The organism is Cellulomonas sp. Root485, assembly GCF_001426705.1.
Taxonomy (GTDB): Bacteria; Actinomycetota; Actinomycetes; order Actinomycetales; family Cellulomonadaceae; genus Cellulomonas.
Genome location: NZ_LMFC01000001.1, coordinates 1,573,515 through 1,594,552, shown reverse-complemented (window position 1 = coordinate 1,594,552; position 21,038 = coordinate 1,573,515). Strand labels below are relative to the sequence as shown.

15 protein-coding genes are annotated in these 21,038 nt (G+C 71.4%); 1 reads left to right on the top strand and 14 read right to left on the bottom strand.

What is annotated here, in order from left to right:
* Nucleotides 1-2: 2 nt before the first annotated feature.
* From ASD16_RS07270 to ASD16_RS07255, 4 genes are all read right to left on the bottom strand, one after another.
* Nucleotides 3-3,971: a hypothetical protein gene (locus ASD16_RS07270; protein WP_055914760.1), complete on the bottom strand. Its 3,969-nt coding sequence runs from the start codon at nucleotides 3,969-3,971 to the stop codon at nucleotides 3-5.
* Nucleotides 3,968-7,009 carry a hypothetical protein gene (locus tag ASD16_RS07265; protein WP_157453814.1) on the bottom strand — a complete coding sequence of 1,014 codons (3,042 nt, stop codon included), beginning with the start codon at nucleotides 7,007-7,009 and terminating at the stop codon, nucleotides 3,968-3,970. The genes ASD16_RS07270 and ASD16_RS07265 overlap by 4 nt, the downstream gene beginning before the upstream one ends.
* Before the next feature lie 355 nt (nucleotides 7,010-7,364).
* Nucleotides 7,365-7,580, bottom strand: coding sequence for a hypothetical protein (locus tag ASD16_RS07260; RefSeq protein WP_157453813.1), 216 nt, complete (start codon nucleotides 7,578-7,580; stop codon nucleotides 7,365-7,367).
* A 93-nt stretch (nucleotides 7,581-7,673) separates the two neighbouring features.
* Nucleotides 7,674-9,614 carry an FG-GAP-like repeat-containing protein gene (locus ASD16_RS07255; protein ID WP_055914752.1) on the bottom strand — a complete coding sequence of 647 codons (1,941 nt, stop codon included), beginning with the start codon at nucleotides 9,612-9,614 and terminating at the stop codon, nucleotides 7,674-7,676.
* 154 nt (nucleotides 9,615-9,768) lie between these two features.
* Here ASD16_RS07255 and ASD16_RS07250 point away from each other — a divergent pair, with 154 nt between their 5' ends.
* A complete protein-coding gene (locus ASD16_RS07250; protein ID WP_055914749.1) occupies nucleotides 9,769-10,377 on the top strand; it encodes a GNAT family N-acetyltransferase in 609 nt (202 codons plus the stop codon).
* Nucleotides 10,378-10,430: 53 nt separating this feature from the next.
* On the opposite strand, the gene ASD16_RS07245 is transcribed toward ASD16_RS07250, so the two are convergent.
* From ASD16_RS07245 to ASD16_RS07200, 10 genes are all read right to left on the bottom strand, one after another.
* Nucleotides 10,431-11,312: a trypsin-like serine protease gene (locus tag ASD16_RS07245; RefSeq protein ID WP_055914746.1), complete on the bottom strand. Its 882-nt coding sequence runs from the start codon at nucleotides 11,310-11,312 to the stop codon at nucleotides 10,431-10,433.
* A gap of 49 nt (nucleotides 11,313-11,361) precedes the next feature.
* Nucleotides 11,362-11,595: a MarR family winged helix-turn-helix transcriptional regulator gene (locus tag ASD16_RS07240; protein ID WP_082570633.1), complete on the bottom strand. Its 234-nt coding sequence runs from the start codon at nucleotides 11,593-11,595 to the stop codon at nucleotides 11,362-11,364.
* Nucleotides 11,596-11,601: 6 nt separating this feature from the next.
* Nucleotides 11,602-14,913, bottom strand: coding sequence for a P-loop NTPase fold protein (locus ASD16_RS07235; RefSeq protein WP_055914740.1), 3,312 nt, complete (start codon nucleotides 14,911-14,913; stop codon nucleotides 11,602-11,604).
* Nucleotides 14,914-15,093: 180 nt separating this feature from the next.
* Entirely contained in the window at nucleotides 15,094-16,113 is a 1,020-nt protein-coding gene (gene adhP, locus ASD16_RS07230; RefSeq protein WP_200942907.1) for an alcohol dehydrogenase AdhP, read from the bottom strand.
* A gap of 130 nt (nucleotides 16,114-16,243) precedes the next feature.
* Nucleotides 16,244-16,759 (bottom strand): DsrE/DsrF/DrsH-like family protein, encoded by a 516-nt coding sequence (locus ASD16_RS07225; RefSeq protein WP_055914735.1) that lies wholly within the window; start codon nucleotides 16,757-16,759, stop codon nucleotides 16,244-16,246.
* Nucleotides 16,760-16,786: 27 nt separating this feature from the next.
* The gene (locus ASD16_RS07220; RefSeq protein ID WP_055914732.1) at nucleotides 16,787-17,101 is read right to left on the bottom strand and encodes a TusE/DsrC/DsvC family sulfur relay protein; all 315 of its coding nucleotides are present in this window, start codon (nucleotides 17,099-17,101) and stop codon (nucleotides 16,787-16,789) included.
* A 12-nt stretch (nucleotides 17,102-17,113) separates the two neighbouring features.
* Nucleotides 17,114-18,349, bottom strand: a complete 1,236-nt coding sequence (locus ASD16_RS07215) for an NAD(P)/FAD-dependent oxidoreductase (RefSeq protein WP_055914730.1) — start codon at nucleotides 18,347-18,349, stop codon at nucleotides 17,114-17,116.
* Nucleotides 18,346-18,636 carry a dsRBD fold-containing protein gene (locus ASD16_RS07210; protein WP_055914727.1) on the bottom strand — a complete coding sequence of 97 codons (291 nt, stop codon included), beginning with the start codon at nucleotides 18,634-18,636 and terminating at the stop codon, nucleotides 18,346-18,348. Before ASD16_RS07210 ends, ASD16_RS07215 begins: the two co-directional genes overlap by 4 nt.
* A 395-nt stretch (nucleotides 18,637-19,031) precedes the next feature.
* Complete coding sequence (locus ASD16_RS07205; RefSeq protein ID WP_055914724.1) at nucleotides 19,032-19,766, bottom strand: D-Ala-D-Ala carboxypeptidase family metallohydrolase; 735 nt, start codon at nucleotides 19,764-19,766, stop codon at nucleotides 19,032-19,034.
* 320 nt (nucleotides 19,767-20,086) lie between these two features.
* Nucleotides 20,087-20,962: a universal stress protein gene (locus ASD16_RS07200; protein WP_055914722.1), complete on the bottom strand. Its 876-nt coding sequence runs from the start codon at nucleotides 20,960-20,962 to the stop codon at nucleotides 20,087-20,089.
* Between the last annotated feature and the right edge of the window lie 76 nt (nucleotides 20,963-21,038).

The window sequence follows — 21,038 nt, the reverse complement described above, 5'->3', positions numbered from 1 at the left end:
CTTCATACGGGCACCGCGACCGCGTAGACCACCCGGGAGGTGATCACCTCCGGCTCGCCGTCGGCGTACAGCCGCTCCTCCTCGACGATCAGGAGCCGCTGCTCGCCACCGTCGGCAGGGACGGTGACCTGCCCCGTCCAGGTCGCGGCAGTCCCGATGACATTGCGGGTCAGGGTCACCGCGGTCTCCGGCAGGGTCCGCCAGCGCAGCACGTCGTCGGCCACCGCCGGGTCGGCACGCTGCACCGACACCATGACCGCGGGCAGCACGCTGTCGTCGGTGCCCACGACCGGGCCTCGCCCGCGCACCGCGGTGTAGCTCGGTCCGGCGACGGTGATGGTCCGCACCGCGGGGTCGTCCGCGCCGGCCGTCACCGTCGCGGTGCGGTCCGGTAGCGGTTGCACGATGTCGGCCAGCACGATCGGTGAGAGGGCGCACCGGGCCAGCGAGTTCGGCTGATATCGGACCAGTGACAGTCGCACGAACGGCGCGTAGGCATCTCCGGTGTCGAGGTCGATGTCCGCGAACCACCGCTCGGTCGTCTCGTCGTACTGGGGGACGTGACCGACCACCGTCACGAACGAGACGGGCGTCCCCACCAACGGCAGGCCCGTCGCCACGGTCGGGTCGCCGCCGAAGCTCTCGGCCCGCAGGTTCCGCAGCTTTGCGCTGGTCCGGATGAGGTCCTGCCCCATGAGGGACACGAACGGGTAGTCGCTGCCCTTGGGCGAGATGACGTTGCTGCCGACGACGACGCCGAGCAGCTCGCCGGCACCGGACGACCACCAGCCGCGCCCCATCCAGATGCGCAGCCCGCCGCCTCGACGCCGGCTGACGTAGCCGCCGTCCTCCTCGGCGGCGCTCCAGCCCATCGTCGGCACGACGTACTGCAGGTCGGGGAGCGAGGGCGGCGCGGAGCTGGGTACGTCCAGGGTGAGCACGTCGCTGGTCACCGACAGCCGGTCGGGCTGGTCGATCCACGTGACCGGGAAGTCCTCACGGAACGGCGTGGTCGCCGTCAGGGCGTAGCTGACCCGTCGGTACTTGGTGTCGCCGAAGTGGTGCGGCGTCGGCAGCGGGCGGTCCAGCTCGCGCGCCATCAGCGAGTCGAAGGTCAGCTCCTTGCCGTCGCGCAGCCGGTAGGCCGCAGGTCTGCCCTCCGGGACGAGCGCCGACGCGTCCATCGGCAGGCTGAAGACGGTCGTGCGTGCGGAGAGCTCGCGCGGGCCTGGCTCGCGAGGGTCGTCGAGGGGCTCGGTCCAGGTCGCGTCGAGGCCCACCTTCCCGGTCGAGCGGCCGTCGATGTAAGCGATGCCCGCGACGTCCGCGTACGTCTGGCCCGTCGAGCGAGAGGCCTCGAGGTGTTCCCACGCCGGCACCTCCAGGGGGTGCTGCACCGCATGCACCAGCTCGATGTCGTGCCAGGGGGTCGTCAGCCAGCAGCGGTTGTCCTTCATCGCTCCGATGACCCGGTCCAGCTCGTCGCCGGACAGCTCCTGCTCGCACCAGCGGAGCATCCCCATCAGGTCGAGCGAGGACAGCCGGGAGACCATCCGTACCTGGGCGGTCGCGGCCTGCGGCAGTCGCACGGTCAGCACCCGCGCTGCTGCGTCCCACAGCGGTGGACCGTTACCGCCGGCGAGCTCCAGCCGCAGCGGCCGAGCCTTCCACCAGGTGCCGTCGTCCGCGTCGAACGGCAGCTCGTACGCCTCACCCAGCGGCACCCCCGGCAGCCCCCAGAAGATCACCCCGGTGGCGAGCGGGTCGGGCAGGTAGGGCAGCTCGAGCTGGTCGACCGTGTGCAGGACGTACCGGCCGCCGGGAGCACCGTCCGCTGTCGGGATGTCCACCACCAGCGCACCGGGGGCGTCGGGATCGTCGAAGCTGCCCTTCTCCCGCCGCGCCACCTCGTACGCGCCGGCGATCGTCGCCACCTGCTCCGCGCTCGGCGGCGTGCCGTCCGACCCCATGGCAAGGTCGAACAGCCCGTGCTTCTCGGCCAGGTCGAAGCTCGCCTTCGGCGGCGCGAGGTGCCGCACGTCGACCGGCGCGTACCCCGGGTGCTCCGGGAGCTCGGCGTTGAAGCGCGCGGCGTAGCCGTCCGGCTCCAGCCCGACGTCGCTTCGAATCACCAGCCGGTGCAGCGAGGCACCCTCCCCGAACGCGGCGTACGGCACCGCGGCGGGGGCCGCCACGGGCTCGAACCGCAGGTACGGCTCCGCTGCGACGTCCCCGACCGCGAGCGCGTCCGCCTCCCCGAGGGTCAGTGCCCCGCCGACCAGGTCGACCTCGCGCAGACGGAGCCGGTAGGAGCGGCCGAACCGCAGCCGGGGCAGGGACCCCGGGACGACCGTGGAGGAGAAGCTGAGCCCCATCGCCGTCTGCGGGTCGTTCGGCACGGCCGCGGGCAGCGTCTCGGGCCGGGCGGGGTCCGGCGCGTCGGGGTGCCGGGAGAGCGGCAGGCCGGCGCGCGGCGCGGACAGGCTCCACCCGTCCCAGGAGACGAGTGCTTCGTGGACGTAGAGCTCACCGTTCGGGTCCGCGGCCTGGCCCGGCGGCGTCAGCCGCTCAGCGAGGCTGACCTGCACCTGCCCTTCGCCCGACAGGGGAGCAATCCCGGCGGCGTACCGCTGGGCGGTGGCGATGAGGACGCGCTCGTGCAACGAGCGCCAGACCCCGGTGAGGTCGTCGCGCACGTCCAACCGGTAGCCCCGGACCAGGTCCTCCGCGAACAGCCTGGTCGGGCCGCCCACGATGGCGCTGTTGACCGTGCCGCTGCGGCTGAACTCCGCCTGCAGCGCGTCGGCCCGGCCGGTCTGCACCAGAGAGAGGCCCGCCGTGCGCAGGGTGGCGAGGCCGGCGTCGTCGGGCTGGTTCAGGGCGGCACCTCCGGCCGCGGGCGGGGGGGTGGTGGCCGTCGTGGCGGTGGCGATGGTCTTGAGGGCGCCGCCGTCGATGTCCACCTGGTTGACGACGAAGCTCGCCGCCGACAGCGGCACCAGGCCCTCCGGGACGGTCGCGTCCGGGGTCTGTCGTGCGGCGACGAACCGGCCGGCGACGGTGCTGTAGGCGGTGTGATGGGCGACGCTCTCGCGGACCACCGCGTCGGCGGGCACGGTGAACACCGGGTTTGCCGTCACGAACCCCGTCGGGGCGGGCAGTGCGTCGGCCTGGACCGCGAGGTCCACGACGAGCCCGAGGCGACGCAGCAGGTCGGGGTAGTCCCCGAGGCTGCCGACCATCTGGTGGAAGTCGACCGCGGCCCGGTAGTGCTCCCCGTCGGCGGGCATCTCCCGCGGCTCCTCCTCGGGCGACGAGTGGAACAACGCGGCTCGCTCGACCTCGAATGCGAAGTCCGGCGGCAACGGGTGGATCGTGGGGCCCCCGCGGGCGCCGGTCGCCTTGCGCGCCGCGGACTCATCGCGGGCGGCCGACAGCAGGCGATCGGCAGTGCCCGAGACGCCGAGCCGGCGTTCCAGCTCGCCGTAGTGGGTCTGGCCGGGCTGGATCACCTCGGACAGGAGCTCGTCCAGACCCCGCACCCGGGGATCGACGTCGCGTCGGGATCGCAGCGACGGCAGCGCGTCGGGCGACAAGGCGGCAGCCTGGGCGTAGAGGTGCTTGAGCTGGGCATGCACCTTCATCACGTCGAACGTCACCATCGGCCGGTCTGCCAGGTCGGGGAACTCCCACGGGTTCACGGGGGTCTCGGGCGGGAACAGAGCCACCCACAGGTCCGAGTCCGGCGCCGGGCTGACGACCTCGGCGGACAGGGCGGCGGCGCCGGCGTCGACGGTCCAGGTCGCGGCCGCCACGGTGCCGGGCCAGTCGAGCAGGTCGGGGTAGACCGCCAAGGTGATGCCCTCGTCGGTGCGCAACCGCGGGGACATCACGACCGTGACTTTGAGCCGCCCGTCGGCGAGGAGGCCGCCGGGGACGGCGACCCACTGCAGCTTCTGCTCGGTCGTCACGCCGCCGCCTCCTGCGCGTAGGCCAGGCAGTACGTCTGCCAGTCGTCGGCCGAGAGGACCTGCTCGAGGGTCGGGTCACCGGCCGGTCCGGCGAACCGCTTCTCGACCGACAGCTTCACGCTGGCGCTGAAGCACAGCACCTTGACCGAGACGGTGAGGCTGGCCTGGCCCCAGATCTCGTTGCGGCCGTCACCCTTGCCGCGGTAGGTGAAGGCCAGGTAGAACTCCAGCGAGACGCTGATCAGGCCCAGGACCGACAGGTAGCCGCCGCACCGGAAGTAGCCGGTGAGCTCGGTGCCCTTGCTGGTGGACATCTTGAAGTAGACGCCGGCCATGACGTACACGCCGCCGCTGGCCACCCCCAGGTTGAGCGAGATGTTGCCGCCGAACTCGATGCTGGCCTCGATCTCCTCGACCCCGGCGGCGCTGACGCCGAGGGCGAAGAACCCACCGCCACCGAACAGGGTCACCGTCACCAGGAACGGGTGCTCGCGTGAGGACAGGGCGAACCGCAGCCCGGCGGGCTTGCCGACGAACGGCAGCGAGAGTGCCGCCGACAAGGAGAGGTTCTGCAGCGAGAAGACGCCGACGCCGACGGTGGGGATCCCCAGGCTGAACCCGGCCTGGATCCCTTCGGGCGTCACCGCGATCGCCGGCGGGTCGCTGAACCCGTCGGCCGGGAGCAGCCGCCGGATCGTGTCGACGAAGGCCAGTGCGCCGACGAACTCCAGCTCGACACCCTCGGCGGTCACATCCGGCTTGCGGCCGGGCAGCGAGACGAACTTCATCGTGCCCATCGACACCCGGACGACACCGGCGAGCGTCAGGGAGAAGCCGCGCAGCTCACCGGCGATGGTCGTCTCGGGGGAGGACCCGTCCAGCCGGGTCACCGTGCGGACGTCGAGCAGGAACTGCGCGCTGCCCAGCGCGAAGACCGGCTTGACCGGTGGTGTCGCCAGCAACGCGGGCTTCCAGACGAGCCGGGTGACATTGGCGATGGGCACCCCGCCGGGGCCGGGGACCGGACGGGTGCGGATCACCGGGGTGCGGATGAGGGCCGTCGGGTCGGCCAGGGCGGCGTCCAGGTCCGCGTCCGAACCGTCGGCCGGCCCGCCTGGGACCGGCGGCGGCATGGGCGCGAGCAGGTCGGACAGGTCGACCGTGCCGAACAGCTTCATGCCCGCCAGCAGCGATTTCAGCGTCGCAGCGTCGACACCCCCGGCCATCTTGCTCGGCATCGCGCCCTGGGTCGCCGACAGCGCGTCGAGCTTCACCGCCGGGGAGGCGACCCCGCCACCGCTCGCGGCGCCGACGCCGAACCCCACCTCGGGGTAGGTCGCGAACAGGCTGGCCGGGTTCGCCGCCGGGTCGAACCCGTGGTCCAGGTAGGTGGTCGACAGCCTGACCTCCACGGCCCGGGGCGTCCCGGTGAGCTGCTCGACCGACTGGAGGCGGACACCGGCGGTGAGCGCCTGCGGGAGCCACCCCGGGAGGTAGTCGCGCGGCAACCCGGACCTGCCCGTGATCTTGACCAGGTCGAAGGTGAGGTACTCGGTGGGGGCTGTCGTGGCGTCCGGCTTCGCCGGGAGCGCTTCGGTCAGGGCGAGCCTCTGCGCGCCGGCCGCGGCCGTGCGCCTGGTCGCCGATGCCCCGTTGAACGTGGTGATGACGCCGTCGGTGTTGCCGACGTACGAGTACGGGATGAACAGCATCGGCTTGCGCAGGCTGACCCGGCGGCCCTCGCCGTCGATGCTGTCGAAGTCGAACGGGACCAGCTGGCCGGAAGCCCTGACCCAGATCGGGTTGCTGACGGCGCGGTCGATCGCCTCCTGGGTGACCTCCGCCGTGAACGAGATCGGCAGGTCGATCTTGGGCGTCTCGAGCGTGCGCAGCTCGATCGTGCGGAGCGGCATCTCCCGGCGGCCCTTGGGGTAGCCGGCTGCCAGCAGGCGGTAGTCCAGGACCGGCTGGGTGACGATGATGCGGAAGTACTGCCGCAGGACGGTCCGGGTCCCGAACACCGCGACCGGGGGTGGACCGGGCTCGGGGTCCAGCGACACGGGCTCGAACTTGCGCTCGGTGATCTTGACGATCGAGGCACGGTGCCCGGTGTCGAGGAAGCCGCGCCTGACGACCTTGACGTACTGGTCCCGACCGAGGCCCGTGATGTGCTCGTAGGCCTGCACGCTGGGGACGTCGACGCCCAGGCGAACCAGGTCGGCGGGCTGCTGGTCGTCGCCCGGGAAGTCGAACTTGCCCAGCACGTGGTGGTGCGCGCCGAGGGCGGTCAGCAGGACGTGCCGGGCGGTGAGCGTGGCGGGGGGCGGGACGATCGCCCGGCCCCACGGGCTGAGCCGTCGGGTCCACAGCAGCCAGAGGATGCGGGGGATCCCGAGGTCGGCCGCGGACTTGACCGCGTTGCCGAAGTCGCCGGTCAGCATGACCAGCTCTGTGATGTCGTCTTGGTTGAGCGAGGTGACGAACGGGTTCGTCTCGCGGCGGGAGATGGCGCGCACGGAGAGCGGATCGGTGCCGACCAGCCGGGTGTGCCACAGCTCGGTGACGCCGTCGGCCGTGTGCGGGTCGGAGCGATGCTGCCAGCCGTGCTCGCCGACCGGCGACACGATCAGGCGGTACGCCAGCTCGAGAGCGGTGACGTCAGGGGCCGGTTCGGCGGGGCGAACCCCGCCCGTGGTGGTGGGGGTGCCGGGTGGGAGCGCATTCGGCGCGAGCGCTGGGCGCAGCGCGGCCCAGTCCAGCAGGCCGGCGACGGTGAACGGGACCCCCGGCCCGTCCTCCGGCACGTCGAACGCCAGCCGGCTCGGCGCCGCCGCCGCGGATCGCACGGGAAGCGGTTCGACGGGAGAGTTCCTGGTCTCGTCCTCCAGGAACGCCGCCTCGGCGATGTGCTGCGGCGGGAGCCTGAAGACCACCCGGCCGGGTGCCGCCCGATCGACCACATGCAGCGCGCCGTCGTCTCCGACCGCGAGGTTGGTCAACGTGATGTCCAGGACGAGGAGGTCCTCAGGTCGGATCACGCGCACGTCTACAGGTTCGCCAGCCACCACGCCTCCTGCGTTGGACGGTGTGCTTCGACTTGCCCTGCTCCGGCGGACGCTAGACCCGGCGCTCGTCCGCGGTCAACGCGTCTCGACCGCATGAGCCGCACCGCCCCGACCACGTACCGAGCGCGTCACTGACGCGGCGCGGTCGCGAGGTGGATCACGTCATCAACACCGGCACGATCCCGTACATCCTCTCCGTGCCGTTCTCGCACGTGCCTCCGGGCGAGCCCGCGAGAACCGACCAACCAGACCCTGGCGTCTGACGCCGGCGGCGGCTCGGATGCGAGATCCGAGCCGCCGCCTGTGTTGCTCAGGAAGGGCGAGCTGACTAGCAGAACGTCTTGGCGGTGGCGTTCTTCATGCTGCCGCCACCGACGGCCTGGACGAGCTCACCGACGTTGGTGAACCCGGCCACGCCCCCGGCGTTGACGGTCTTGTGCACCTGGCCGAAGCAGGCGGCGTCGGCGGGCGCGGCGGAGGCGCTGGCTGCCGAGCCGAGCAGGGCGAGAGCGGCGATGGTCCCCACGGCAAGAATGCGCTTCATCGGACATCCCTTCTGTTGGTGGGTGGTTGACCACCCGTGCCCAGGTCTTCGGCGTGGGGGAGGCGTTCGGATGCAGACCGCTTCGGAATCAGCTCACGGTGCCGGAAGGACGTGGAGCACGCTGGTCGTGTCGTAGTCGAGCGCGACGATCTCGGTGGTGCCGTCGCTGCCGAGGTCGCCGACGACCACCCCGCGCGTTCCGTACGAGTAGGTGAAGGGGTCGGTCGTGAGGTCCTGCCAGGCGGCGGGCAGGCCGGCGGTGGTGATGGCTGCCTGCGGGCGTCCGCCGTAGCCCTCCACCTTGACCAGGTCGGCGTCGCCGTCGGAGTCGAGGTCGCCGAGCTCGACGTAGGTGCTGTAGCCGTACTCCAGCGGCGGTTGCGTGACCGAACCGTCGGCGCCGGAGAACAGCTGCGTGACGTCTCCGGAGACGAGCACGTCACTCCGGCCGTCGCCGTCGACGTCGGCCACCGCGAGGTCGCTCCCGCCGCTCGTGGGCCGCGTCCACGCCACGGTGAACGTCCCCGTCGCCGTCTGGCGGTAGGCGGTCAGGACGCCGTCTCGCAGCTCGACCAGGTCGGCGAGCGCGTTGCCGTCGAGGTCGGCCACGGCGACGGTGCCGCCGAACCGCCCGCCGAGCAGGGTCCGGGCCTTGCCGAACGTGCCCCGGCCGGTGCCGGGCAGGAGTGCCTGGCCGTCGATGGTGGACACGAGCAGGTCGGCCACGTTGTCACCCGTGAGGTCCGCGATGCTCACCGCGCCGGCGGACGCCAGACCCTTGAGCTTGGTGGGGGTCCGCGGGCCGGACGCCGAGCCGGTGAGGACGACGACGTCGCCCGCCGCGACGACGACATCGGCGCAGCCGTCGCCGGTGAGGTCGCCCACGGCGACGTCGGTCGGGCTGGACGTCGTGGTGACGTTCACGCCGAGGACGTCACCGAGCGACCCGTCGGCACGGGTGGGTTGCGTGCTGACGCGGGTGGTGCGGCCGGTGGAACCGTCTCCGGTGGTCACGTCGGCCACCGTCACCAGGTCGGCCCGGAGGTCGCACGTCACGTCGCCGATCGCCGCGTCGATGACCGATGCCGTCGTCAGGGTCTCCACGCGGTAGTCGGGCGCCGGGTCGGACACGTAGAGCGTGCCGGCCGACTCGGAGGGAAGGTAGCCGTCGTCGCCGAGGTAGCGCACGGTGAAGTCGTGTGCCCCCGGCGCCAGCTGGACGTCGAACCGGGCGCGGCTGAGCGTGGGGTCGATGCTCTGCGTACCGACGTCCTGCCCGTCGAGGACGAGCTGCACGTCGCCCAGCGGCTGGCCGCCTCCCGACGAGTACCCCGGGTAGACGCCGAACTCGAGCGTCTGGGCGCCGGAGTCGAGGACGGACACCTTCCCGTCGTACGCGACCTGCGACTCCCAGCGCGATGGGGTCGACACCGCGACCTCGCCGTAGCCGAGCGACTCGACGCCGTCGCGCACCGCGCGGACGCGGAAGACGTACGACGAGTCGGCGACGGTGGCGACCAACGCGCCGCGATCGTCGGTGCTGAGGACCTGCGACGGCTGCTCGGCGCCGCCGTCGACCAGCTCGCTGACCAGGACCGTGGTGCCCTCCGGGAGAAAGCCCCAGGTGAGGCGCACCTGGTTGGGCTGCACGACCTCGGCGGTCACCGCGCTCGGGACGGCCGGTGGCATGACGACCGACACGAGCGGGCTGAGCTCGGAGGCGCTCCTGCGGGTGATGGCCCGGACGCCGAAGTAGAGCGTCTCCGTCGGGAGGACCGAGCTGGCTCCCTCGTTGGTCCACGCGGTCGACGTCGTCGTCGCGATGACGTCGAGGTAGGCCGGGTCGTTCCCCCAGTAGACGTCGTACCGGACCGCGTCCTTGACGGGGGCCCAGGACAACCGGACGGTGCCGCTGCTGGTGGCGACGACCGAGAGCCCGGTCGGCGCGGGAACGGTCGGTGCGGCGGAGGCGGGGGCCGGGAACAGCCCGACGCCGAGCAGCAGGCAGAGCAGGACGAGGACGGCACGGCGCATGAGGATTCCTTGTTCTCCGGCGACCGGCCCCTGCTTGGCGCGATTGCAGGATCGTGCCACGAGCCCCGCCACGACGCGACCGTGGCGAGGATCCGCAGGAGCTGCCGTCCGCGGACGGCTGCACCGGCGCGGCCCCGCCACTACAGTCGCGAGAATGGGCGATGCGGGCCTCATGGTCGACGGCTACCGGATCGAACCGCTCAGCGCGCAGACCTGGGACGCGTTCGCGGATCTGGCGGAGCGGCACAACGGTGTCTGGGGCGGGTGCTGGTGCACCTACTTCCACCTCTACCCCGACCCCGTCGACGAGCGCCGGGAGATCGGCAACCGCGAGTTCAAGCGGCAGCGCGTGCTGGCCGGCCGCGCCCACGCGGCGCTCGTGCTCGACGGCGACGACGCGGTCGCGTGGGCGGAGTTCGGGCCGGTCGACGAGCTGCCGAACATCCACCACCGCAAGGAGTGGGAGAGCGGGGTCGTGCGCAGGCCGGACTTCCGGATCACCTGCCTGTTCGTGGACCGTCGTTACCGCCGCAAGGGGATGGCGTCGGTCGCTGTCCGCGGCGCGCTCGCGCTGATCGCCGACGCGGGTGGTGGCCTGGTCGAGTCGTACCCGCACGACCTGCCGCCCGGCAAGAAGACCTCTGCGTCGTTCCTGTACAACGCGACGCGGACCATGTACGAGCAGCTCGGGTTCGCGTACCAGCGGCCCAAGGGCCAGGGCAACTGCGTGATGACCACCGAGGTGCCCGCCCGGCACCCGTAGCGGGCCGACCCGGGAGGTGTCGCGGCCCCTCCAGGGAGGGGCCGCGACAGGTGTCAGATCGTGACGATGTCGATCTGCGCGAACTCCTCGTCGCCGATGACGGACCGGATCCAGTCCTGCGCCGCCTGGGTGTCGACGCGGTAGCCGAAGTCGGTACCGCGGCAGTACGAGTTCAGACCGAAGGACGTCACGGCCACGATGGTGTTCGACGTGTAGCCGCCGTAGAACACCGGGCCGCCGGAGTCACCGGAGCACGTGCCGCCCTTCCCCTTGCCGTTGCCGGTGGTCTGGATGTTGAACCCGCCGGTGTTGTTGCTGGTCAGGTTGGTCAGGCGAGCGGACGCCATCAGCCGCTCCCGGAAGGACTCGACCCCGACCGGGCTGCTGTAGGACAGGCCGTACCCGCTCGCCGTGAAGGTCACGTTCTTGGTGCCTTGCGCCGTCGCAAGGCTGTCGAGGGAACCGACCGCGGCCAGCGAGCCGTACTCGTCCAGCGTGATCGGCTGGTCGAGGATCACGATCCCGATGTCCTTGGTGTCGGGGAACCCCGCGAAGTCGTCGAAGCCCCAGTTGTAGGTCTCGTCGGACGTCGCGCACACGACGCCGAGGGTGTCGCCGGCGCAGAACTCGGGGTAGCCGGTGATGGGGTCGAGCTCGGTCTCCGGGTCGTAGTTCACGCCGGCGTCCTGCTGGAAGTACACGACCGCGGTCGCGACGTCCTCGGTGCAGTGGCCGGCGGTGAGGAACACGGTCGGGGTGAGCAGCGAGCCGGAGCACCGGCCGGCGAACTCACCCTGGGCGTCGAAGGTGGTGAGCAGGCCGACGTACGGGTGCTCGAAGTCCTTGACGTAGTTGCCTGTGATCGCGGCGGCGGGTGACGCCGAGGCGATGAGCAGGCCGAGCAGCGCGGTGAGCGCCAGGAGGGTCTTGCGCACAATGCCTCCCTGAGGAACGAGACGGCCAGGCTGACCGTCTCAGCGCAGGCTAAGACCGGATGACGACCCGGGCATCCCGGACATACCGCGCCAGGGCCGAGCCGGGTGCAGTGAGCGTGACCAGCGACGAGCGCCGGTCGTGCGGGTGCGCGGTGCGCACGACGAGCCCGTCGCTCTCGAGCCGGTCGACGAGCTTGCTCGCCGCGCCGACGGTGATCCCGAGCTCGGTGCGCAGCTCCTGCACCCGGGCGGCCCCGCGTGCCGTCGCACGACGCGCAGCCAGTCAGCATCACAGGGTGAAGCTGAACCGCGCGGCGATCCCGCACCAGTACTGGTACGGCGTGAGGTCGCTGAGCTGGTTCGACGCCAAGGCGGCGGCGAGAGCGGCATGGAGGTTGGTCCAGGTGGCCAGGTCGTCGCGGGCAACGACGTCCGAGTTTCCGTCGGTACCTCCCACCAGGTCGCTCGGCACCAGCGTGCCCTGGTTCGCGGGATCGAGCTGGCGCACGAAGTCGGGCCACGTGGTGATCTTGCGGCTGTCGGCGTCCAGCTGCAGGGCGACGATGATCCGGTCAGCCATCGTCGGGTAGCCGGCGGCGATGGCGAGGAGGGTCAGAACTGCTTGGTACTCGCCGGGCTGGCCGCTGGGGGAGTGGCCGGGACCCCTCTCGAGACCTCCGCCGAGGAAGCGCGAGTGCGAGCCGACGTGTCGCGTCGCGCGGATGAGCCGGTAGGTGTTCATGAGGCGCTTCGCCGCCCGTGGGCTGGCTACCAGCGGGCCGAGGGTCTGGGCGAACTGGATCTCGGCCGGGGTCAGGTCGATCCGGGGACCGGCGACGGCACCGGACGCCGACGAGCCCGCCTGGACATCGAGCCCGCCGCGGACCGGTGACCGGTCGCCGCCGGGGGACTCGCTGGTGCTTGCGCGGTGCGTCACGGCGGGGACGTTCGACGGCGTTGCCGGGGCCGCCGGCGTCTCGGTCGGGGGTGCCGGGATGTCGGGTGTCCGGGGGGACGTCGGGGCGATGCTCGCGATGAGCTGCGCGAACGCGGTCGGCTCCATGGCCGGCAGGGTGAGCGGGATCTGGAAGATCTTCTCCAGGTACTCGATGGGCATGACCCGCAGGTAGGCGTCCGTCGTCGGGTCCCCGCTCGTCACCAGGTCGCGGTACTGGTGGCGCAGGCTGCGCTGGAGCCAGCGCGGGTCCACACCGACGACGACGACGAAGAGCTCGAGCGCGAGCAGGAGGTGCACGGCCTCGAGCACCTCGAGGACCTTCGCCGGCGGACATCTGTCGAGGTCGTCGATGTAGAGGATCACGCGGTCGATGCGCGTCATCGCGTTGCCGCTCACCGGCTCCGCCGCTGCCTGGAGCGCCCGGAACTGCGCATCGAGGAACCGGAAGTCTCGGTGGAGCATGCCGACGACCCCTTGGTGCTTCTGGTAGCCGGCGGCACGGTCGGCCAGGAAGTCGTACAGCTGGCGGCCCACCGCGAGCGCTTCCGCCTCCGTCGTCGCGGTGGCGATCTTCTCGTCGAGCTCAGCGATCAGGCGGGTCGCGCCGGTGATCTCGTCGTCCAGCTCGGCCAGCCGGACCTCGAGCATCAGCTCGTCCTTGCTGCGCTGCGACCTCAGCTCCGCCGCGCGCCCCGCGATGACCGCGCGTGCCGACTGGAGGTCGGCGATCGTCCGGTTGAGCGTCTGAGCGGCGGGTCGAGCGACCTTGACCGCCGCCAGGAGGGCCGCGGACACCGAGCCGATCCCGGTGATCACCGAAGCGATCCAGGCGCTGCCGCCCTGCACGACGAGGGTCAGGGTGGCCAGGACCAGGACGACGAAGACAGCCGCCAGCGTGACCGCCCAGACCTTGTGGTGTGCCACGCGCCAGAGCCCGTGCAGGTATCCCGCCGTCGTCCGCAGCTCGGCGGCCAGGGCGCCGACCTCGTCGGCGGCAGGTGCGAAGCCGAGCTCGTCAGCGACCGGACGCAGGGCCGCCTGCACCGCGGCGTCCTTCGCCAGCTCACCGGCGACGTCGGTGACCGGCATCGACTCCACAGCCTGTCTCCGCTGTCGTGCTGCCTCGGCACGCCTCTGCTCGACCGCGACGCGCCTGACCTTCAGAGCGCCCTGCTCGCTCTCGAGTGCGGCTTTGGCGTCGCGGAAGGTCTGCAGCTGGGTCAGGATCGCCTGGCGCTTCGACCGCCCGCTGTCGCCGTGGTCCCGCAACCAGGTCGCGCGGTCGCTCTCGTCGACCGGCTCGGGGTCGGCCAGCCGCTCGAAGATCTCCACGGCCAGGCTCGCCCACAGGCTCGTGTCCGCGTAGTGCCACGCATTGAACCGGATCTGCACCACCTGCAGCTGATCCGCGGGACTCGCGCCGGCGCGCGGCTGCGCGGTCAAGGCGGCAACGCGCTCGCGCATCCTGTCCATGAAGAAGCTCTTGCCGGTACCCCACTCGCCGAACAGGCCGATCGCGAGGGGCGGCTGCACGTGGGGATCGGTGATGACCTCGCAGACGGCGTTGACCTCGCCCTGGACACCGAGCTGGTCCACGCCGCCCGCGCGGTCGCTGCTGTAGCCGTAGCTGAACTGGACACCCTCGAGGTAGGGGCGCAGCAACGAGCCCGCGGGTGCGACGGCGTCGTCCACCTCGACCAGGAGCGGCGCCCAGACGCCCGACGCGTCCAGAGCGGCCCGCAGCTCCGGATCCAGCACCCCCAGCCCGGTGAGGAACAACCGGCCGTCCAGACGCGTGTGCCGGGAAGCCTTCAGCGTCGCGCGGTCGTAGACGCCGCCCACCGCGTCCAGCCACTCGGCCCAGCTCCGCCGTGGCGTCTTCGCCGGAGCAGCAAGCGTGGCGCCGCCGAGGTGGTCGCCGGCGTACTCGGGATGGCGGCGAGCGATGGCGGCCGCGATGTCGAAGGCCGTGACCTTGCCGCGGCTGGACGACGTGAGCTCGGCGGCGACACCGCGCATCGTCTCCGACAGCGGGGGCGGCGGCGTCGACGAGCGCGTTGGCGCCGGCGTCTTCGCCGTCCGCGGGTCGCCGGGCGACGGGATCGTCGAGCGGGGTGCCACCTCAGGCGACATCAGCGTCCTCAGCCCCGAGAGCGCGCTGTCGTAGTCCATCCCGAGCTGGGTCAGACGCCGCGGCAGGAGTCCGCGCGAGTCGTTGCGCCCGGACTGCACGATCGCCGTCGCGAGGTCGGGGAGCCCGATCGCCCGTGGACCCTTCGGAAGTGCCTCCAGGTAGAGCCGGAGCGCGTCGGCGAAGTCGGGATGGAGGCCACCGAGGGGGTCGTGGGCCTCCGCGAGCATCCCGGCGAACGAACGGGAGATCGACAGCTCGGCCCCCAGCCCTTCGGCGTCCAGGCCGGCCGACTGCAGCACCGCGCCGACCTGCGGATCCAGCTGCGTCAGCACCCAGACCGCGGTGGAGCGCGTGACGAGATCGGAGTCGCTGACCTTCGTCGCGTAGCGGTGGCGCTGGACGGCCGTGGCCGCCCGCGCGAAGTCGGTCACCAGGGCGTCGGCCGATCGGCCCGCCTCCGCGATGACGGACTGAACGCTCGGTGCCCCCTCGGCGGCTGAGCCGGCCATGATCGATGGTCCCGCGACCCGGGCGCGAGGTCCACCGCCCGGCCTCGACGACTGATGCCTCCGGGCAGGGCCGGTAGGCGACCCTGCCCGGAGGCGGTTCTGGGGTTAGCCGGGCGGGGGCTCGACGCGGTCGACGCCGGCCCGTCCGACGGTGGTTGCTGCTCTCGACGAGGTGGCCACTCAGCGACGCATGTCCATGACGACGCGCCCGTCGATCTCGCCTCGGAGCATCTCGGCGAAGATCGCGTTGATGTCGTCGAGCGGACGCACGCTGTAGGTCGGGTTGACCAGGCCACGGGCGTAGAAGTCGAGTGCCTCGGACATGTCCTTGCGCGTGCCCACGATCGACCCGCGCACGGTCAGCCCGAACAGCACCGTGGTGAAGATGTCGAGCGGGAACTGCTCGGGCGGCAGGCCGACCAGCGACACCGTGCCTCCGCGGCGGAGCGCACCGACGGCCTGCGGGAACGCGTGGGCGTTGACCGCGGTCACGAGGGCACCGTGCACGCCGCCGGTGAGCTCCTGCAACCGCGCTACCGGGTCTGCGTCGGTCGCGGCGTTGACCGTGATCTCCGCGCCGTGCTTCCGGGCGAGCGCCAGCTTGGTCTCGTCGACGTCGACGGCGGCGACGCGGCGGCCCATGGCCACCGCGTACTGCACGGCCAGGTGGCCGAGACCTCCGATGCCCGAGACCAGGACCCACTCGCCGGGCTTCGTGTCGGTCATCTTCAGGCCCTTGTAGACCGTCACCCCGGCGCAGAGCACAGGAGCGGCTCCTGCTGGGTCGACGCCCGCGGGGATGATCGGGCAGTAGCGCGAGTCCACGACCATGAACTGCCCGAACGACCCGTCGACCGCGTACCCGCCGTTGCGCTGGTTCGGGCAGAGGGTCTCCCACCCCGTCTGGCAGTACTCGCACTCGCCGCAGGCCGACCAGAGCCAGGCGTTGCCGACGAGGTCGCCGACGGCCACACGGGTCACGTCGGAACCCACGAGGACGACGTGCCCGACGCCTTCGTGACCCGGGATGAACGGTGGCGTGGGCTTGACGGGCCAGTCTCCGCGCGCGGCGTGCAGGTCCGTGTGACACACCCCCGACCAGTCGACCCGGACGAGCGCCTCGTGCGGCCCGACTGCCGGGATCGGCACCTCCGCGACGTCGAGATCCGTGGTGAACGACCGGACCACGCCGGCCCTCATGGTGTCCATGTGACTCTCCTCGAACTGACCTCTCAGGATTCCTCCGTGACGATGCGGAGAATTTCAGCGTCGTCCTGTGCCTAGGCGGGTCACCAGGGCCAAGGGTCCCGCCGACGGCCACGAGGGCGGCCTAGATGAAGAGCAGCTGGGCTCCGTCGGTCTTCTCGATGAAGTCGCTGGCGCTGATGATGCCCTCGACGTCGTCGTCCAGGTCGGCGAGGCCCAGGTGGTTCATGTCGGCGGACAGCCGGCACGCCCACAGGTGGCCGCCGGACGCCACGATCTGCTCCAGGAACTCGGGGACGTCCGGGACGTCCAGGTCGGCGATGGCCTTCTTCAGCTTCGACGTGGCGAGGGCGGTCATGCCGGGCAGTCCGCCGAGGCCCTGGGGCATGTGCGTCGCGGTGTTGCCGAGCATCGTGAACTTCAGGTCGTCCATCGTCGCCTTGGTGATCATGTCGAGGCCCCAGAAGGTGAAGAACAGGTGCGTCTCGACGCCTTCCCCGAGAGCCGCGTTGGCGAGGATGAGGCCGGGGTAGGCCATGTCGAGGTTGCCCTTGGAGCAGATGATCGCGAGCTTGCGGCCCGATGCGGCATCGGGGCCGAGCTGGGGCACGACGGCCGGGGAGGTGTCGGTGGTGGTCATGACAATGCCTTTCGTCGTCGTGCCGGGTCAGACGCAGCCGACGGGCTTGGGGAGGCCGGCGACGTAGGCCATCTTCTTCGCGGGCTTCTGCGGGAAGAGGCGGAACAGGTCCTTGACGGAGACTCCGCTACCTGCCGACGCCCGTCGCAGCGTCGCTGTCTCGCCGCGCTGGGCGAAGTCGTCGCGCAGGAACGTGAGCACCGCCCGGTGCTCGTCCGTGAGCGTGAGGCCGATCTGCGCAGCCAGGACGGTGGCGAGCTCGTCGTCCCACTCCGACAGATCGGTGAGGAATCCTTCGGCGTCGACGTGGACCTCGTGGCCCTCGAGCGTGGTGACGGGCATGGCGACCTCTTCCTAGGACGTGCTGACAGGGTTCTGCTTGCCGACCATCGACATCGCCGGCGCGAGCGGGATCGGGCGGCCCGGGAGGAGGACGTTCCAGTACACCCACTGGAACGCGAGCTTCCCGAGGTGGTTCGCGCGGCTCTCCTTGAGCAGGCTCATCGGCCCGACGTACGGCACCGGGAACGTGCCCGGCAGCGGCTCCGTCTCGTAGTTGAAGTCCAGGAGGAGGGCCTTGCGGTCGCCCGACTCGACGAAGCAGTTGGCGTGGCCGTCGAACGAGTGGGTCATCGGCCGCCCCGCGGCGAGCTCCACGAGGTTGTCGACCAGGACGTCCACCGAGAAGTGCGCGACGGAACCCGCCTTGGAGGTCGGGATGTCCGAGGCGTCACCGACGGCGAAGATCCGCGGGTCGGCCGTGGACTGCAGCGTGTGCTTGTCCACCGGGACGAAGCCGAGCTCGTCGCCGAGCCCGGACCGAGTGACGAACTCCGCTCCCATGTGCAGCGGCACCGTGACGAGCAGGTCGAACGGGACCTCCCGGCCGTCGTAGGACACCAGCGACCGACCCTCGATGCGCTCGACCAGGAAGTCCGCCTCCACGACGACGTCGCGGTCGGAGAGCATCGAGCCGAGCCGCTCGGAGGCGACCGGCTTGGTGAACGCGCCGTCCATCGGGGTGACGAACACGAGCTCGGTGTGCGACCGCAGGCCGCGCCGGCGGAGCCAGTCGTCGGCGAGGAACGTGAACTCGAGCGGCGCGACGGGACACTTGATCGGCACGTCCGTCACGTGGACCACCAGGCGCCCTCGCCGGAAGCCGCGCAGAGCGGTGGCCAGGGCCTTCGCGCCGTCGAGCGTGTAGAAGTCGAAGATGCTCCGGCGCCACTCCGGGCCGAGCATCCCCGGCGTCTGGTCCGGCCGCAGCGTGACACCGGACGCGATCACGAGGTAGTCGTACGGCAGCAGGCGACCGTCCAGGAGAAGGACCTCCTGCGCTGCCACGTCCACCCGGTCGACTGCTTCCAGGACCAGCTCGACACCGTCGTGCACGAAGGCGTGCCGGGACCGCACGAGGTCGTCCGTGGGCCCGCCGAACGGGACGAACAGGAATCCCGGCTGGTAGGGGTGGGCGTCGTCGCGGTCGACGACGGTGATCTTCCAGGTGTCGTCGAGCCGGCGCCGGAGCTTGTTGACCAGCATCGTGCCTGCGGTGCCGGCCCCGAGCACCACCACGTGCCTGGTCATGACCGGAGGTGGACGAGCTGCACGTCGTCGTGCTCGATCGCCTCGATGTCGTCGGACGTCGCCGACAGCAGGCGGTCCGCCAGGTTGCGCAGCGCCCGAGCCGCGGCGAGCTCCTCGCCGATCTCCGGGACGTCGACGTCCCGGGGTGCGCGGCGTGCCCTCCCGTAGCCGTCGAGCGTGGTGCCGGCCGAGGTGCTGAGCACCGCGTGTGCCTTCGTCACGCCGGTGTCGTGCCTCGCGTCGTCCGCGTCGAACAGGTAGATCGTGACCTTCCAGGTGCTGGCCATGGCACTCTCTCCCTTCCGCTCGGGGCGTCACGTCCGCCTCTGTGACGGAGGGCTCCCCACTCCTCACAGTTCGCCCGTGCAGGGAGCGGCGATAGAGCAGAAGGTCCCCCTGGAGGCGACGGGGAGTCCGCGGTCCTCGCGGTCGACGAGTCGTCTACGCGCCGGCGCATCGTGGCTGGGCCGGGGCGGGGAGGGCTGGGCCGTGGACAAACGCCAGCTGCTCGACGAGCGGGTCGAAGCTGCCGGCGAGGAACCCCTGCACTCCCGCGAGGGCCGAGCACGAGGGCCCATCGGCGCGCCGGCGTCCCGTCGGGACGGGTGAGCTGCCGCTCGGTCGTCTCACGAGCGTCTCGGGCAGTGCGAGCAGGACGTCCCGCAGGCACCGGCGGGGGCTGCTAGAGACCCTGGCCCTTCAGGTTGCCGGCCGTGTTGACGATGGTCGTGTTGACGATCTGGCGGAGCGCACCCATGCCGGTGTCGTCGAGCTCGATCGGGGCACCCCAGAGGGTCGTCGCGACGATCTTCTCGTTCTGGTCGGTGATCTCCTGGATGCACGTGGCGGTGACCGCGAAGAGGTGGCCCCTGTTCTTGACCGTCCTCATGTCTTCCTCCTCGGTGACGATCTGCTCGATGGTGACGGTGGTGATGCTGCTGTTGCTGCGGAGCGACGCTGCCAGGGCGGCGATCTGGTCCTGCGTGACGCCACGGGCGACCGCGACGTGCATGGGGTCGCGCTTGCCGACGGCGAAGTCCATGCCCCACTCCAGGAGGCCTCCGAACTGCGCCAGCAGGGTGCGGACGGCGTCGACCTGGGCGGGCGTGAAACCGGAGCGCCACCCGTTCGGGTGGACCGCCTCGTTCTTGTGGCGACCGCCGTTCACGTCCCACGCGGTGCCGCTGACGTGGTTGCTGTTCTTGATCGAGCCCGCGATCGAGTCGTTGAACGTCGACGTCCGGAAGCCGTTCACCTCGGTGATCGGTTCGACGCGCTCGTGGAAGAGGTCCAGGAACGCCTTCGCGACGATCGCGACGTCGCCCTCGCGGACCTCCGCACCGTTGAGGTCTCCGCCACAGCGGATACGGACCACCCGCGGGTCCTTCGGCCAGCCGTTCTCGGTGGTGCCCGCCATGATCCCCTCCGGCAATGTCGCCTTTGCATCGAATCGTCCACCTTCGACCGGTGTGTTGGGTAGCGATTCTGAACAGAAGGGGATATAGGCGACCGCGCTGATACGCCGCGCGTGCGATCCGTGCGGTCAGGAAGCGGTGCAGCTCGTGCCACGCGTCCGGCTGACTGCTCCGCACGCTGAAGGGCCCGGCCCCTCGGGGAGCCGGGTCCTCCAGCGCCTGCGAACTCCGACCCTGCCGATCGCTCCAGGTCGTCGATCGCGGCGCGGGCCGGGTGGGTTCACCTGCATCGCACCGGTGCCCACCTGCCCCGAGCCGTGGGTCACCCGTTGTCGTGCACGACGATCACCGGGACCGTCGCCTCACGCAGGACGGCGTGGCTGACCGAGCCGAGCAGCATGCCGCGGAAGCTGCCGAGACCCCGCGAGCCCACCACGAGCAGCGCGGCACCGGCACCCAGCCCGACGAGGGCGTCGGCGGGGTCGTCGTCGACGAGCGCGAGCTCGACCGTGAGGCCCTCGTTCTCCGTGCGGAGCCTCTCGGCCACCGTGTGCGCTGCCCGGTGCGTCGGGTCGTCCTCGTCGGCGGTCTCCAGCGGGGGGACGCTGCCGCGCCCGAAGGGGTCGGGGATGGCCGGTCGGGCGTGCACGACACGCAGGGGGCGGCCACGCATCCATGCCTCCCGGGCCGCCACGTTGGCCGCCCACAGCGACGCGGACGAGCCGTCGACGCCGACCACGACGGCGGCGTCGGTCGCCGCGGGGTGGTCGGGATCCGACCGGACCACCGCCACGGGGCAGCGAGCGTGCGCCGCGACGTGCACGCCGGTCGAGCCCGTGCGCGCGCGCCCTGTGCGAGCGTGCGCACCGAGGACGAGGAGCTGGGCGGTGATGCTCAGCTCGCGCAGGCACGGCACCACCTGACCGTGCAGCACACGGGTCTCGACGCGCAGCCCCGGGTGATGCTCCTCGAGGAGGCTCGCCTGGTCCGCCAGGTACTCCTTCGCCTCCGTGTCGAGGTCGTTGCCGCCGACGATCGGGTACCAGCTCCACGCCGTGACCTGCCAGGAGTCGTCGATCGCGCGGACGAGCAGGAGCGGGGCCTGCCGCCGGACGGCCTCGTCGACGCCCCATCGGAGCGTCAGTGCACTGTGCGGTGTGCCGTCGAGGGCGACGACCACCGGACCGTCGACGCGCATGAGCTGCCTCCCGTGTCCGCGTCGGACGACACCGGCAGTCTGCCGGCCACACCGCCGCGCTCCCTCCAGCCTCCGC

Excerpts from the sequence above, each read along its gene's own strand:
- ASD16_RS07260 (WP_157453813.1), bottom strand. The coding sequence starts at position 7,580 with ATGAAGCGCATTCTTGCCGTGGGGACCATCGCCGCTCTCGCCCTGCTC.
- ASD16_RS07255 (WP_055914752.1), bottom strand. The coding sequence starts at position 9,614 with ATGCGCCGTGCCGTCCTCGTCCTGCTCTGCCTGCTGCTCGGCGTCGGG.
- ASD16_RS07250 (WP_055914749.1), top strand. The coding sequence starts at position 9,769 with ATGGGCGATGCGGGCCTCATGGTCGACGGCTACCGGATCGAACCGCTC.
- ASD16_RS07235 (WP_055914740.1), bottom strand. The coding sequence starts at position 14,913 with ATGGCCGGCTCAGCCGCCGAGGGGGCACCGAGCGTTCAGTCCGTCATC.
- adhP (WP_200942907.1), bottom strand. The coding sequence starts at position 16,113 with ATGAGGGCCGGCGTGGTCCGGTCGTTCACCACGGATCTCGACGTCGCG.
- ASD16_RS07225 (WP_055914735.1), bottom strand. The coding sequence starts at position 16,759 with ATGACCACCACCGACACCTCCCCGGCCGTCGTGCCCCAGCTCGGCCCC.
- ASD16_RS07220 (WP_055914732.1), bottom strand. The coding sequence starts at position 17,101 with ATGCCCGTCACCACGCTCGAGGGCCACGAGGTCCACGTCGACGCCGAA.
- ASD16_RS07215 (WP_055914730.1), bottom strand. The coding sequence starts at position 18,349 with ATGACCAGGCACGTGGTGGTGCTCGGGGCCGGCACCGCAGGCACGATG.
- ASD16_RS07210 (WP_055914727.1), bottom strand. The coding sequence starts at position 18,636 with ATGGCCAGCACCTGGAAGGTCACGATCTACCTGTTCGACGCGGACGAC.
- ASD16_RS07205 (WP_055914724.1), bottom strand. The coding sequence starts at position 19,766 with ATGGCGGGCACCACCGAGAACGGCTGGCCGAAGGACCCGCGGGTGGTC.
- ASD16_RS07200 (WP_055914722.1), bottom strand. The coding sequence starts at position 20,962 with ATGCGCGTCGACGGTCCGGTGGTCGTCGCCCTCGACGGCACACCGCAC.